A 13,925-nucleotide genomic window follows, 5' to 3' on the forward strand; every position below is an offset into this window, starting at 1 on the left:
GCGGCGGAGCTTGTCGAAGCGCCGCCGGTCCATGTGCGGATGCGCCCGGTCGAGTGCGCGGTGCGGGTCGGCCGCGAGATCGAGGGTAACGCGCGGCGGCTCGGGCAGCCTGACCCCGGGCCACGCGGGCGGCCCGGGCGGCTCGGGCGCGGCGGCGGCCGGCGGACGCGGGGCGGCCCCGGCCGGCTCGGGCCGGGGTCCGGCCTCGCCCGGGGCGGAGCGCGGATGCAGCGGCGTGGCGGTGGCGGCCACCGTCTCCCAGAGCTTGCGGTCCTCGGGCGTGAGGCCGCGGCGCCGGCGGGGCATGACGGGAGGCGGCTCCGGCGGTCAGCCGCCGGTGCCGGTCAGCTGCCAGTTGGGATTGTCCGAGGCCATGTTGCGGGTGAAGGTCCAGACGTCCTTCTGCTGCTTGAGCTCGCCCGGCGCGCCCTCGACGATCCGCCCCTCGGCATCGCGCACCACCGAGGTGAGCTCGCCCACGAAGCGCATGGTGATGTCGCCCTCGTTGGTGGCCGGGTCGAAGCGGGCATCGACCAGCTTCACCTCGCGCACGCCGGCGAAGCTCGCGTCGACGGTGTAGCCCTTGGCCCTGCGCGCCTCGATGGCGGCGGCGAAGGGGTCGTAGACCTCGGGCGAGAGATGGGTGCGCAGCGTGTCGAGATCGCCGTTCTCGTAGGCCATCACGATCATCTCGTAGGCGGCGCGCGCCCCGTGCTGGAAGTCGGCGACGGTGAAGTTGCGGTCGATCCGCTTCATGTCGGCGAGCGCCTTGCCGGTCGGGCTCTCGGGATCGGCGAAATCGGCGATGTCGGGATCGACCGTGCCGCCCTCGATCACGTCGAACGGGCGGTCGCGCGGGCGCGGCGGCAGCGGCGCCGGCGTCTCGGCCGGCTTCTCGAAGCCCTCGCGGGTCCCGAGCACGCTGCGCAGACGGAAGATCAGGAACAGCGCAATACCGGCAAGGATTATGATCTGGATCATCTGCGAGCCCATCGGGGCAGCCCTCTCGATTTTCCGCCCCGGGCGATGGCGGCCCATGGTTGTGGGCCTTATGTAAGGGCTCGGGGGCGGGGAGTCCATGAGACGGCCGCCAAAAGCGGAGGAGCGCATGGCGCTTTGGCTGATTCTGCTGTTCTTCGTGCTGCCGATCATCGAGATCGCGCTCTTCGTCGAGGTCGGCGGCGCGATCGGGCTCCTGCCGACGCTGGCGATCATCTTCCTGACCGCCCTGCTCGGCGTCGCCATCATGCGCTGGCAGGGCCTGCGGGCGCTCGACCGGCTGCGGGCGAGCATGGAGAGCGGCGCCGATCCGGGCTCCGATCCGGTCGGGCCGATGGCGCACGGGGCGCTGATCCTGGTGGCGGGCGGGCTGCTGGTCCTGCCCGGGTTCTTCACCGACTGCGTCGGGCTCCTGCTGCTGCTGCCGCCGGTGCGCAGCTTCCTGATCCGGCGCGGGGCGTCGCGGGTGACGGTGCAGGCGGCGACCTACGTGCGCCGGTCCGGACCCCGGCCGGGCACGCGCCCGCCGCCCGAGACGATCGAGGCGGACTACGAGGTGGTGGAGGAGGCGCCGCCGCCGCGGAACGGCGGCTCGGGCTGGACGCGGCGGCACTGAGCCGCGTTGTGGCGGGCGGGGGCGCGTGCTAGACCGCCCCGCGACCAGAAGACGAAGGGACGAAGACCCATGGCCGACGAGACCAACGGCGCGTCGAACGGCGAGGCGGCCGCAGCGGCGCAGCCCCGGCTGCAGATCCTGACCCAGTACGTGCGCGATCTCTCCTTCGAGAACATCGCCGTGCAGAAGGGTGTGGTGTCGGACGCCAAGCCCGAGATCCGGGTGCAGGTGAACATCGACGCGCAGAAGCGCGGGACCGACCACTACGAGGTAGCGCTGAAGGTCAAGGCGGATTCGAAGGTCGGCGAGGCGCAGGTCTTCATCCTCGAGCTCGACTATGCCGGGCTGTTCCTGATCCAGAACGTGCCGCAGGAGCAGCTGCATCCGCTGCTGATGATCGAGTGCCCGCGGCTGATCTTCCCCTACCTCCGGCGCATCGTCAGCGACGTCACCCGCGACGGCGGCTACCCGCCGCTCAACCTCGACCAGGTCGATTTCCTCGCGCTCTACCGCGCCGAGCTGGCCCGCCGCCAGTCGACCGCCCAGGCCTGAGGCCCGGCCCTCAACCTTTCGTTCACGAAGGTTGCCACCGGGTTGACGCGCGCAGATTCACCCTGACTTAACAATGACTTGTCCGAGTGGGCACGTGCGCCCACCCCGCGCCTCCCGGCTCAATGGTTGTCGCGCGGGATCCCCTTGGTCTGGGCGATGCGCTGGTACTTGACCGCCGGCTCGAGGACGGCGCCGGTCTCGAGCTCGCCGACGATGGCGCGCTGGATCTCCTGCCACGGCGTCTGGTCGGCCGGCCCCTGGTAGCCGCCGGCGGCCAGCAGCCGCTCGCGCCGCCGGCCGAGCTCGTCCGCGTCGACCAGGAGGTCGAGCCGCCCGGCGTTGAGGTCGAGCCGCACCCGGTCGCCGGTCTCGACCAGCGCCAGGCCGCCGTCCGAGGCCGCCTCCGGGCTCGCGTTCAGGATCGAGGGCGAGCCCGAGGTGCCCGACTGCCGCCCGTCGCCGACGCAGACGAGGCTCGAGACACCCCGCTTCAGCAGGTAGTCGGGCGCGCGCATGTTCACCACCTCGGCGGCCCCCGGATAGCCCTTCGGGCCGGCGCCGCGCATGAAGAGGATGGTGTTCTCGTCGATCCCGAGGCCCGGGTCGTCGATGCGGTGATGGTAGTCCTCCGGCCCGTCGAAGACCACGGCCGGCCCCTCGAAGACGTTCGGATGCTCGCGGCTCGAGAGGTAGCGGTCGCGGAACTCCTGGCTGACGACGCTCATCTTCATCACCGCCGAGTGGAAGATGTTGCCCGAGAGCACCCGGAACCCGGCCCGCTCCTTCAGCGGCCGCGAGAAGGGCCGGATCACCTTCTCGTCCATGCTGACCACGCCGCGGTAGCATTCGCCGACCGTCCTGCCGCTCACCGTCATCACGCTCTCGTCGATCAGCCCCTGCTCGATCAGCTGCCCGAAGACCGCCGGCACCCCGCCGGCGTGATAATAGTCCTCGCCGAGATACTCGCCGGCCGGCTGCAGGTTGACGAGCAGCGGGATCTCCTCGCCGTAGGTCTGCCAGTCCTCGATCGCGAGCTCGACCCCGAGGTGGCGGGCGATGGCGTTGAGGTGGATCGGCGCGTTGGTCGAGCCGCCGATCGCCGAATTGACCCGGATCGCGTTGATGAAGGCGCCGCGCGTCATGATGTCGGAGGGCTTGAGGTCCTCCTTCACGATCTCGACCGCGCGCATGCCCGTCCGCCAGGCCATTTCCGCCCGGTCGCGGTAGGGGGCGGGGATGGCGGCGGAGCCGGGGAGCTGCATGCCGAGCGCCTCGGCGAGCGAGTTCATCGTCGTCGCCGTGCCCATGGTGTTGCAGTAGCCGACCGAGGGCGCCGAGGAGGCGACCACGTCGACGAAGCCCTGGTAGTCGATCTCGCCTTTGGCGAGCAGCTCGCGCGCCTTCCAGACGATCGTCCCCGACCCCGTCCGCTCGCCGCGGAACCAGCCGTTCAGCATTGGCCCGACCGAGAGGGCGATCGCCGGGATGTTCACCGTCGCCGCCGCCATCAGCAGTGCTGGCGTCGTCTTGTCGCAGCCGATCGTCAGCACCACCCCGTCGATCGGGTAGCCGTAGAGCAGCTCGACCAGCCCGAGATAGGTCAGGTTGCGGTCGAGCCCCGCGGTCGGGCGCTTGCCGGTCTCCTGGATCGGGTGCACCGGGAACTCGACGGCGATGCCGCCGGCGTCGCGGATCCCCTCGCGCACCCGCTTGGCGAGCTCGAGGTGGTGGCGGTTGCAGGGCGAGAGGTCGGAGCCGGTCTGGGCGATGCCGATGATCGGCTTGCCCGACTGCAGCTCCTCGCGGCTGAGGCCGTAGTTGAGATAGCGCTCGAGATAGAGCGCGGTCATGTCCGGGTTGCCGGGATTGTCGAACCAGGCGCGCGAGCGCAGCGTCGCCGTCTTGGTGGGCTGGTCGGTCAAGTTTTTTTCCTCCCTCAGGCTGGCCCAAGGTATGGAACCGGCGCGGCCGGGTGGCAAGGCGGCTCAGTTGGTCGCGGGCGGCGCGGCGTAGAGCGGCAGCGCCGCCACCCGCCGCTCGATCTCGGCCACGACGGCGGCATACTCAGGACTGCCGATCCCGCCGTAGCGGGCGGTGAAGGCCGCGGCGTCGAGGCCCTCGGCGAGGCCGTCGAGCGAGGGGATCACGTCCGCCTCGCTCTCGATCGCCGCCAGCATGTCCGGCCAGGCCGAAACCGGCGCCGCGAGGAAGGCGGCGGCGAAGCGGATCCCGGCGGCATCCGCCGCCATGTCCTCGAAGCTGAAGCCCTCCCGCTCGGCCGAGTCGAGCAGCTCTTTCAGCTCGCCGACCCCGAAGGCGAAGCGTCCCGAGGTGGTGGCGGCATAGAGCCCGGCCGAGATCACGAAATGCCGTTTCAGGTCGTCGCGCCCGGCCAGCGTCGTCCCGCCGCAGCCGACCGCGTCGAGCGCCTGCCAGCCCGGCTGGATGCCGATCACCTCGCCGAAGGCCGGCGTGCCGCAGGCCAGCGCGAGCGCGTAGAGCGCGCCCCGCATCTCCTCCGGGCCCGCGCCCTCGGCACCGGCGGCGATCCGCACGGCGGCCTCGAGATGGGGCAGCACCGAGCCGTCCCGGGGCAGCTCTCCCCGCCGCGCGGCCTTGCGCAGCTGGCGGATCTCCTCGTCGACGGCGAGGCGCACCCGGTCGCCGGTCCCGTCGATCGCACGCGCCTTCAGCCGGTCGAAGAATGCCGCCCGGGCGGCCGGATCGCCGGCCAGCGTCAGCGAGACCCGTGGTGGAGCCACCTCGATCCGCCCGACGCCGGCGAGGAGCGTGCTGCCGAGACCGTCGCCGAGCGCATGGTCGAGGCCGAGGCGCGCCGCCCAGAGGACCAGCGCCGGCGGCACCGGGAGCCGCCCGACCCGCGCCGAGGCGATCGCGATGCCGCCTTCGGAGGGGGCGAGTTCGCCCGCGAGGTTGAGCCAGTAGCCTTCGGGCATGAGCGGGGCGCCGACGGAGACCGCCAGCCGGACGCCGCCAGCCTCGACCCGCGCCTCGCCCGCGACGCCGGGGGCCACGCGCTGCGCCGCCGCGAGGACGCCGTTGATCTCCTCCTCGTCGGCCGAGAAGCCGGCCACGGCGCCGGCGGCGTTCACCATCAGCCGCAGCCGGTCGATCACGTCGCGGGTCTGCGCCGCCGACCGGGCGTCGGGCGGGCCGGCGTCGCGGACGAGGGGCCGGCGTTCGACGGCGAGCAAGAGAACGACGAGCGGCGCCAGGATCGCCGCCAGCAGCAGGCCGCGGAGGGCGCGCCGCATCACCGGGACGCCGGCAAAGAGACCCCGCGACACGCCTGCCGTGCCGGTCGCGGCGGCCATCGGCACGAGTGTCTTGCGTGCCAGACAGAGGGCAAGCGGCTGAAATTAATCATATAAATCTGAAACTTCATCGAATCTTCACCAAGACTAATGCGCCATCGTCGGTTGACGGCGCCTGCGCAGGGGTTTCTCAGACGAGGACCGGTTCGGCCACCTGCTCGCCCACCTCGAAGACGCGCTTGTAGCGCTCGATCTCAGCCGCCGGGCCGATCGCCTTGGCGGGGTTGTCGGAGAGCTTCACCGTCGGGCGGCCGTTGGCCGAGACCGCCTTGCAGACCAGGCTGAACGGGGCGAGCGCGTCGCCGGACGCCAGCCCGCGGAAGTCGTTGGTGAGCAGCGTCCCCCAGCCGAAGGCCGGCCGCACGCGACCGTGGAAGCGGTGGTAGAGCGATTCGATCCGCTCGACGTCGAGCCCGTCGGAGAAGATGACGAGCTTCTGCCGCGGGTCCTGACCGCGGCTCTCCCACCAGGCGATCGCCGTCTCGGCCCCCTCCTCCGGCACGCCCGAGTCGATGCGGATGCCGGTCCAGGAGGCAAGCCACTCCGGCGCGCGCTCGAGGAAGCCCTTGGTGCCGTAGGTGTCGGGCAGGATGATGCGCAGGTTGCCGTCGTAGTCCTTGTGCCAGTTCTCGAGCACCCGGTAGGGGGCGAGCGCCAGCGCGGCGTCGTCCTCGGCCAGCGCGGCGTAGATCATCGGCAGCTCGTGCGCGTTGGTGCCGATCGCCTCGATGTCGCGGCGCATGGCGATCAGGCAGTTCGAGGAGCCGGAGAACTTGTCGCCGAGACCCTCGATCATCGCCTCGACGCACCAGTCCTGCCAGAGGAAGGAGTGGCGGCGGCGGGTGCCGAAGTCGGAGATGAGCAGGTCGGGCAGCTTCCTCAGCCGCTCGATCTTCTCCCAGAGCAGCGCGGTCGCCCGCGCGTAGAGGACGCGCAGCTCGAACTTGCCCATGGTGGCGAGGACGGCGCGCGAGCGCAGCTCCATCAGGACGGCGAGGGCGGGGATCTCCCACATCATCGCCTCGGGCCAGGAGCCCTCGAAGGTCAGCTCGTACTGGTCCCCTACCCGCTCCAGCCGGTATTCCGGCATCCGGAAGGCGTCGAGCCAGGCCATGAAGTCCGGGCCGAACATCCAGCGCCGGCCGTAGAAGGTGTTGCCGCGCAGCCAGGTCGATTCGGCGCGGCGGAGCCTGAGGCCGCGGATATGGTCGAGCTGCTGGCGCAGTTCCCCCTCGTCGACCAGGCGGGCGAGCGGCACCTTGCTCGAGCGGTTGATGAGGCTGAACTTCACCCTGACGTCGGCATGGCGGCGGTAGACCGTCTGCAGCATCAAGAGCTTGTAGAAGTCGGTGTCGAGCAGCGAGCGGACGATGGGGTCGATCCGCCAGGTGTGGTCGTAGACGCGGGTTGCGATGTCGGTCATGCGAGCTCGTCCGTCCGGGTGATGCGGACCCCGCCCGAGCGCATCTGCCGCATGGCCGCCTCGAGCGAGCCCTCGAGGTCGATGGCGCGGCAGGCGTCCTCGAGCAGCACCACTTCGAAGCCGTGCGCCAGCGCGTCGATCGCCGACCAGGAGACGCAGAAGTCGGTGGCGAGCCCGGCGAGCCAGACCCGCCGCACCCCGCGGTCGTTCAGGTAGCCGGCGAGGCCGGTCGGGGTCTTGTGGTCGTTCTCGTAGAAGGCGGAGTAGCTGTCGATCTCCGGGCGGAAGCCCTTGCGCAGCACGAGGTCGGCCGTCCGGGTCTCGAGGTCAGGGTGGAAGTCGGCGCCGGGCGTGCCCTGGACGCAGTGCACCGGCCAGAGCACCTGCGCCCCGTACGGCATCGCGATGGAGCTGAAGGGCGCCGCACCGGGGTGGTTGGCAGCGAAGGACATATGCTCCGCCGGATGCCAGTCCTGGGTGAGCACGGTGACGGCGAAGCGCGGCGCGATGCGATTGACGAGCGGGACGACGAGGTCGCCTTCGGCGACCGCCAGCGCACCGCCCGGGCAGAAGTCGTTCTGCAGGTCAATGACGATCAGCCCGTCGGCGGAGGTCAGGGGCAAGGGCGCGCTCCGGGTTGTCGGCCGGAAAATGGCTCGGCCGCCGGAGATTGGCAGCGCGCCCCCGTTTTTACAACCGCCTCAGCGGGTGGAGTCAGGCGTCATCCGCGTCATCATCTCGCCGCTCAGCCGGGCGAAGCGCGCCGCGCCTTCGCCGTACTGGTGCACGGCGGTGCGGAAGAAGCGGGCCTGCACCTCGGTCACCTCGCCGATGCTGCGGCAGCCGAGCAGCTCGGCCTGGGTCGCCATGTCCTGGCGGATGCGCTCGGAGAGGAAGTCGGTCAGCTCCTTGCGGACGCGCCCGAAGCCTTCCGCCACGGCCGTGCTGGCGACGCCGGCGGCCGGGATGGCGCGCGCAGCCGCCTGCTCAGCGATCGCCCGGCTCGCTTCGACCTGGGCGGCGAGCCGCTCGTAACTGGCCTCGGCGGCGGCGAGGACGTCGCCCATCCGGGCGCGGGCCTTCTCGCCGGCGACGTCCGCCGCGCTGTTCAGTTCCTTCAGCACCTTGCTCGCGACCGATTCGGCCTCCTTCACCCGTGCGGAGGCGGCGGCGGCGATCTCGGCGAGCGCGGCGTCGCGGGCCTTCAGCGCCGCGCCGGTCTCGGCGGTAATGCGCGCGATCACAGCCTCGGCGTTGGCGAGGCTCGCCGCCAGCGCGGCGTTGGCCTTCTCGGCCTGCGCCAGTACCTCGGCGGCCTGGACCGACGCCGCCTCGGTCGCGCGCGAGACGGCTTCGTCGACGGCAACCTCGGGGCGGACGGGCTCGGGGCGGACGGGCGCCGCCGCTTCGCGGCGCTTCGCGGCGGGGGCGATCTTGGTCTCGGCCATGGGCTTTCATCCTTGGGTTGACGAAACTCGCGGCTCGCCTATCCCGGGCGGCGGGCCGGCGTCAAGCCGCATCGTTGCCGCGTTCAGGACCCCGTGATGCCCCAGCGGTCGAGGGCTGCCTCGTCGTCGGCGCAGGCCGCGACCCAGCGCGCCCCGGCGGCACCGGCCTCCTTCTTCCAGAAGGGGGCGCGCGACTTCAGGTAGTCCATGAGGAACTCGGCCGCCGCGAAGGCCGCGCCGCGGTGGGCGGAGGCGGTGGCGACCATCATGATCTGCGCGCCGGGCGACAGGCGCCCGTAGCGATGGATGATGAGGCAGGCCTGAAGCGGCCAGCGGGAGCGGGCCTCCGCCTCGATCGCCGCGAGCGCCTTCTCGGTCATCCCCGGGTAGTGCTCGAGCTCGAGCGTCTCGAGCCCGCCGGTGTCGCGCACGAGGCCGGTGAAGCTGACGAGGGCGCCGATGTCGCTGCGCCCGGCGCGGATCGCGGCGAGCTCGGCCCCGAGGTCGAAATCCTCGCGCTGGACCCGGGCCGGCATCAGCCGCCCGTCATCGGCGGGAAGAAGGCCACCTCGCGCACGCCGGCGAGCGCCGCGTCGAGATCGGAGAGCTCCTCGTCGAGCGCCACCCGCACCGCCCGGAGGTCGGCGAAGGCGAGCGCATGGCCCTCGTCGCGCGCGCGGAGCTCCTCGACCAGCGCCGCCACGGTCGCGGCCTCCGTTTCCACCGTCTCCTCCGGTGCGCCCACCCGCTCCCGCAGCCAGGCGAAGTAGCGCACGCGCAGCCTCATCGCTTGCGGTCGCGCAGGAAAGGCATCGCCTTCATCAGGTAGTCGTAGCCGGTCAGGATGGTGAGGAGCCCCGCCACCCAGATCAGGATCAGGCCGCCGTTCGAGAGCAGCCACGCCATCCAGTCGTGGAACCAGGCGCTGACCCAGGGGGCATTGTGCCGCCGGTCGTACTCGAAGACCCCGGCGAGCAGCAGCACCGGGATCGCCACCATCTGCGCCGTCGTCTTCCACTTGGCGAGATAGGTGACCGGCAGCTTGCCGGCCTTCGAGCCGAGGAACTCGCGCAGGCCGGAGACGAAGACCTCGCGCAAGAGGATGAAGGCGACGGGCACCAGGATGAGCGCCTTCATCCCCCAGAGCCCGACGATCACGGCGAGCGCGATCACCACCATCGCCTTGTCGGCGATCGGGTCCATCATCCGGCCGAAGTTCGTCTCCTGCTTCCAGGCGCGTGCCAGGCGGCCGTCGACATAGTCGGTCAGCGCCGCCAGGATGAAGAGGAAGAAGGCGATCCAGTCGGCATAGGGCCGGTCGAACGCCGCGAAGGCGAAGGCGACCCCTGGTGCCGCCAGCAGGCGCATGACCGTCAGGATGTTCGGGATCGTCCAGGTCATCGCCTGCATTCGGTTCGAAGGGGCCTCCGCGCCATATACTCTCTCACCGCTCGCCATGGAAGAAGCCGTAGATCGTTTCGGCCAGCGCGTCCGAGATGCCCGGCGCCGCCTTGAGGTCGGCGAGGCTGGCGCGCGTGACCGCCTTGGCCGAGCCGAAGTGGGCGAGAAGCGCCCGCTTGCGCGCCGCGCCGACGCCGGGCACCTCGTCGAGCGGCGTTGCCCGCGTCTGCGCCGCCCGCCGCGTGCGGTGGGCGCCGATGGCGAAACGGTGCGCCTCGTCGCGGAGCCGCTGCACGAAGTAAAGCACTGGGTCGCGGTGGCCGAGCGCCATCGGCGGCTTGCCGGGGCGGTGGAACTCCTCCTTGCCGGCGTCGCGGTCGACGCCCTTGGCGACGCCGACCACCGCCACCTCGTCGATACCGAGCTCCTGCAAGGCCGCGCAGGCCGCCGCCACCTGCCCCGCGCCGCCGTCGATCAGCACGAGGTCGGGCCAGGCGTCCGACTGCCGGTCAGGATCCTCGCGCGCCAGCCGCGCGAAGCGCCGGGTCAAGACCTCGCGCATCATGGCGAAGTCGTCGCCCGGTGTGAGGTCGGCGCCGCGGATGTTGAACTTGCGGTACTGCGACTTCATGAAGCCGTCGCGCCCGGCGACGATCATGCCGCCGACCGCGTTCGTGCCCATGATGTGGCTGTTGTCGTAGACCTCGATCCGCTCCGGCGTCCCGTCGAGGCCGAAGGCCTCGCTCAGCGCCTCGAGCAGCCGCTCCTGGCTGGCGCTCTCGGCCATCCGCCGCGCCAGCGCCTCGCGGGCGTTGCGCGCCGCCTGCTCGACCAGCCCCGCCTTCTCGCCGCGCTGCGGACGCGCGATCGCCACCCGGCGCCCGAGCTTGCCGGAGAGCGCCTCGGCCAAGAGGTCGGCATTGTCCGGCTCGTGGCTGACGAGGATCATTCGCGCCGGGCTCTTGTTGTCGTAGAACTGGCCGAGGAAGCCCTCGAGGATCTCGCCCGGCTCCGCGCCGCCGGTACGCGGGAAATAGGCGCGGTTGCCCCAATTCTGGTGCGCGCGGATGAAGAAGACCTGCACGCAGGCCTGCCCCCCTTCCTGGTGCAGCGCCACCACGTCGGCCTCCGCCACCCCCTCGGGATTGATGCCCTGGTTGGCCTGCACGGCGGTCAGCGCGCGGATGCGGTCACGGATCGCCGCCGCCCGCTCGAACTCCATCGCCCGGCTCGCCTCCGCCATCGCCTGGGCGAGCTGCTCCTGCACCCTGGTCGAGCGTCCGGAGAGGAAGAGCACGGCGTCCTCGACCATCGCCGCATAGTCGGTCTCGGAGATGTAGCCGACGCAGGGGGCGCTGCACCTCTTGATCTGGTAGAGCAGGCAGGGCCGCGTACGCGAGGCGAACATCGCGTCCGAGCAGGAGCGCAGCAGGAAGGCCTTCTGCAGCTGGTTGAGGGTGCGGTTCACGCTCCCGGCCGAGGCGAAGGGCCCGAAGTAGCGGCCGGGCTCCTTGCGGGCGCCGCGGTGCTTCCGGATCTGCGGGAACGGATGGTCGGCGGTGACCTGGATGTTGGGGAAGCTCTTGTCGTCGCGCAGCAGCACGTTGTAGCGCGGCTTCAGCTGCTTGATGAGGTTCTGCTCGAGCAGGAGCGCCTCGGTCTCGCTCTCCGTGGTCAGGAACATCATCGAGCAGGTCGCGGCGATCATTCTCCCTATGCGTGCGTCGTGGCCCATCGGCTTGGCATAGGCGGCCACGCGCTTCCGCAGGCTGCGCGCCTTGCCGACGTAGAGAACCTCGCCCTTCGCATCGAGCATCCGGTAGACGCCGGGCTTGTCGTCGAGCCGCTTCAGGTAGTCGCGGATCACCAGATGGCCGGCGCGCATCGGCCCCCTGGCGATCCCTTCCTCGTCGAAGCCGCCGGCCGCGGGAACCGCGGTCCCGCCGATTATGTCGCTGTCGCCCATGCCTTGATTCTCCCCCGCGCTGCCGGTAACCGCAACCGAAATCAAGCCCGAACCTGTCCACGAGATCTGTGGATAACCATGTGCAAAAACAGGCCCCGCGCCGCGATTCCCCTGCAAAACAGGAGTCTTTTTCGGTTTGGCGATTTTTTGGGCAGATATTCCAACGATCTGAAATCACTCGGCTTTTCCGACGGCCTAGTTTAAATTTATGGAATCATTGACAGAATCAACACGGGTTCGTGACGGCCACTCGGAAGTGGAAAAGTCAAGGCTGAGACCTGCAACCGGACGGCGGAAGACTACTCCACGCCGAGCACATCCGGGGTCTGCCAGGCCAGGTGCTGGCCGCCGTCGATGGCGATGATCTGCCCCGTCAGCCCCGGCGCGTCGAGGATGAAGTCGAGGGCGGCGGCGATCTCGGCCGGCGAGGCGCCGCGGCCGAGGACGGTCGCGGCGCGCTGTGCGGCGAAATGCCGCTCCGACTGGCGCACGCCGCGGAGCGTCGGCCCCGGTCCGATGGCATTGACCCGCACGTCGGGCGCCAACCCCTGCGCCGCCGTCCGCGTCAGCGCCCACAGCCCCATCTTGGCAATCGTATAAGTTGCAAACTCCGGGGTGAGTTTCAGCACCCGCTGGTCGATCATGTTGACGACGGAGGCGCGCGCCAGCGGCTCGCCGTTTTCGTCGCGCGCCGCCTTCGGCGCCTGCGCCGCGAAGGCCTGGATCAGCTCGAACGGCGCGCGCAGGTTCGAGCCGATGTGCCGGTCCCAACTCTCCCAGGTCGCGGTCCGGATGGTGTCGTACTCGAAGATCGACGCGTTGTTGACGAGGACGGTCAGCGGCCGGCCGAGCGCCGCCGCCGCCGCCGGCACCAGCCGTGCGGTCTCCGCCCGGTCGAGCAGGTCCGCCGGCACCACCACCGCCCGCACCCCCGCGCCCGCCGCCTCCGCCGCCAGCGCGTCGGCCGCCTCGCGGCTGGCGTGGCAGTGGATCGCCACGTCCGCCCCGCGCGCGGCCAGTGCGCCGACGAGCGCCGCCCCGAGCCGCTGCGCGCCGCCGGTGACGAGCGCCGCCTCCCTCATCCCGCGCTGCACCCGGGCGTGGTGCAGGGACCCTCCTCCACCACCCAGGCGCCGCAGCCCGGGCATTTCCGCGCCGCCTCCACCGCCCGCCGCCCCGGCGCCTTCGGCAGCCGGAGCTTGCCGACCATCGCCAGCAGCAGGACCACGGCCAGCCCGATCAGCAGGATCCGTCCGATCATCGCGCCGCGAGCCCGTAGCGGTTCCAGAGCGCCGCCGTCTCGACCGCGTCGATCACCTCGTGCACGCCCGGCAGGCCGAGCCGCCGGAAGAGTGGCCGCCGGGGCGCGATGACCGAAAAGCGCACCTTGTCGCCGTAGAGCCGCTGCATCGTCGGCACGAGATGGCCGATGCCGTCGGCGAGCCCGAGCTCGACTCCCTTCTGCCCGACCCAGAACTCCCCGGTGAAGAGGTCGCCGCTCGCGAGCCGCTCGCCCCGGCGCGACTTCACCTGCGCGATGAAGTTGTCGTGGATCTGCGCCTGCAGCCGCTTCAGCCGCTCCACGTCCTCCGCCCGCTCCGGCCGGAACGGGTCGAGCAGGCTCTTGTCCGCCCCCGCCGTATGCACCCGCCGCTCGATGCCGTGCCGGGCGATGAAATCCGGGAAGCCGAAGGAAGCCGAGATCACCCCGATCGAGCCCACGATACTGTTCGGATCGAGATGGATCCGGTCCGCCGCCGTCGCCAGCCAGTAGCCGCCCGAGGCGGCGACGTCCTCGACGAAGGCATGCACCGGCAGCCCCTTCTCGTCCGCCAGCCGGCGGATCCGGGCGGCGATCAGGCTCGACTGCGCGGCGCTGCCCCCCGGCGAGTTGATTGCTAGCGCCACCGCCTTCGGCCTGCGCCGCCGGAAGGCCGCCTCGATCAGCGGCGCGAGCCCGGCATCGGTCAGCGCCGGCGTCCCGAAGCGCGGCCCGGCGCCGATCACGCCCTCGAGCCGCAGCACCGTGACGTGATCGCGCCCGCGGAAGGGCGCGCGGAAGAGATCGAGCGGGTTTTTCATCGCCCCGATGTAGGCGAGCCGGGCGGCCCCGGCAAGGCGCGGCCGGCGGCGCTCAGCCCGGCAGCATCCGCCCGAGCCCCCGGCCGCCGAGCAGGTGCGCATG

Annotated in this window: 15 protein-coding genes and 1 pseudogene; 2 read left to right on the plus strand and 14 right to left on the minus strand. The window is 71.2% G+C overall.

Annotated features, from left to right (window positions below):
• Together Q0112_RS10980 and Q0112_RS10985 are read right to left on the minus strand one after the other, a co-directional pair.
• Positions 1-306, minus strand: a pseudogene (locus Q0112_RS10980) (hypothetical protein); the annotation flags it as partial.
• A 21-nt stretch (positions 307-327) separates the two neighbouring features.
• Positions 328-993, minus strand: a complete 666-nt coding sequence (locus Q0112_RS10985; RefSeq protein ID WP_297975156.1) for a Tim44/TimA family putative adaptor protein — start codon at positions 991-993, stop codon at positions 328-330.
• Between the two features lie 115 nt (positions 994-1,108).
• Between Q0112_RS10985 and Q0112_RS10990 the strand changes: the two genes are divergently transcribed.
• Both Q0112_RS10990 and secB read left to right on the plus strand, forming a co-directional pair.
• On the plus strand, positions 1,109-1,615 hold the full coding sequence (locus Q0112_RS10990) for an FxsA family protein (protein ID WP_297975159.1): 507 nt from the start codon (positions 1,109-1,111) through the stop codon (positions 1,613-1,615).
• A gap of 69 nt (positions 1,616-1,684) precedes the next feature.
• On the plus strand, positions 1,685-2,167 hold the full coding sequence (secB, locus tag Q0112_RS10995; protein WP_297975161.1) for a protein-export chaperone SecB: 483 nt from the start codon (positions 1,685-1,687) through the stop codon (positions 2,165-2,167).
• A 119-nt stretch (positions 2,168-2,286) separates the two neighbouring features.
• Here secB and Q0112_RS11000 read toward each other — a convergent pair whose 3' ends face one another.
• From Q0112_RS11000 to Q0112_RS11055, 12 genes are all read right to left on the minus strand, one after another.
• Positions 2,287-4,089 (minus strand): IlvD/Edd family dehydratase, encoded by a 1,803-nt coding sequence (locus Q0112_RS11000; protein ID WP_297975163.1) that lies wholly within the window; start codon positions 4,087-4,089, stop codon positions 2,287-2,289.
• A 63-nt stretch (positions 4,090-4,152) separates the two neighbouring features.
• Complete coding sequence (locus Q0112_RS11005) at positions 4,153-5,442, minus strand: hypothetical protein (RefSeq protein ID WP_297975165.1); 1,290 nt, start codon at positions 5,440-5,442, stop codon at positions 4,153-4,155.
• 190 nt (positions 5,443-5,632) lie between these two features.
• Positions 5,633-6,925 (minus strand): nicotinate phosphoribosyltransferase, encoded by a 1,293-nt coding sequence (pncB, locus tag Q0112_RS11010; RefSeq protein WP_297975168.1) that lies wholly within the window; start codon positions 6,923-6,925, stop codon positions 5,633-5,635.
• Positions 6,922-7,548, minus strand: coding sequence for a bifunctional nicotinamidase/pyrazinamidase (gene pncA / locus Q0112_RS11015; protein ID WP_297975171.1), 627 nt, complete (start codon positions 7,546-7,548; stop codon positions 6,922-6,924). Before pncA ends, pncB begins: the two co-directional genes overlap by 4 nt.
• 78 nt (positions 7,549-7,626) lie before the next feature.
• Positions 7,627-8,373 (minus strand): phasin family protein, encoded by a 747-nt coding sequence (locus tag Q0112_RS11020; protein WP_297975174.1) that lies wholly within the window; start codon positions 8,371-8,373, stop codon positions 7,627-7,629.
• Positions 8,374-8,456: 83 nt separating this feature from the next.
• Positions 8,457-8,909 carry a molybdenum cofactor biosynthesis protein MoaE gene (locus Q0112_RS11025; RefSeq protein ID WP_297975176.1) on the minus strand — a complete coding sequence of 151 codons (453 nt, stop codon included), beginning with the start codon at positions 8,907-8,909 and terminating at the stop codon, positions 8,457-8,459.
• Positions 8,909-9,154 (minus strand): molybdopterin converting factor subunit 1, encoded by a 246-nt coding sequence (gene moaD, locus Q0112_RS11030; RefSeq protein WP_297975187.1) that lies wholly within the window; start codon positions 9,152-9,154, stop codon positions 8,909-8,911. Before moaD ends, Q0112_RS11025 begins: the two co-directional genes overlap by 1 nt.
• A 2-nt stretch (positions 9,155-9,156) precedes the next feature.
• Entirely contained in the window at positions 9,157-9,774 is a 618-nt protein-coding gene (gene pgsA / locus Q0112_RS11035) for a CDP-diacylglycerol--glycerol-3-phosphate 3-phosphatidyltransferase (protein ID WP_297975179.1), read from the minus strand.
• 43 nt (positions 9,775-9,817) lie between these two features.
• Complete coding sequence (gene uvrC / locus Q0112_RS11040; RefSeq protein WP_297975190.1) at positions 9,818-11,659, minus strand: excinuclease ABC subunit UvrC; 1,842 nt, start codon at positions 11,657-11,659, stop codon at positions 9,818-9,820.
• Positions 11,660-12,039: 380 nt separating this feature from the next.
• Positions 12,040-12,822 (minus strand): SDR family oxidoreductase, encoded by a 783-nt coding sequence (locus tag Q0112_RS11045; RefSeq protein ID WP_297975182.1) that lies wholly within the window; start codon positions 12,820-12,822, stop codon positions 12,040-12,042.
• Positions 12,819-13,001, minus strand: coding sequence for a hypothetical protein (locus tag Q0112_RS11050; RefSeq protein WP_297975184.1), 183 nt, complete (start codon positions 12,999-13,001; stop codon positions 12,819-12,821). The genes Q0112_RS11045 and Q0112_RS11050 overlap by 4 nt, the downstream gene beginning before the upstream one ends.
• Entirely contained in the window at positions 12,998-13,822 is an 825-nt protein-coding gene (locus Q0112_RS11055) for a S49 family peptidase (protein ID WP_297975193.1), read from the minus strand. The genes Q0112_RS11050 and Q0112_RS11055 overlap by 4 nt, the downstream gene beginning before the upstream one ends.
• Positions 13,823-13,925 lie beyond the last annotated feature (103 nt).

Origin of the sequence: uncultured Amaricoccus sp. (assembly GCF_937858865.1) — a bacterium.
Taxonomy (GTDB): Bacteria; Pseudomonadota; Alphaproteobacteria; order Rhodobacterales; family Rhodobacteraceae; genus Amaricoccus.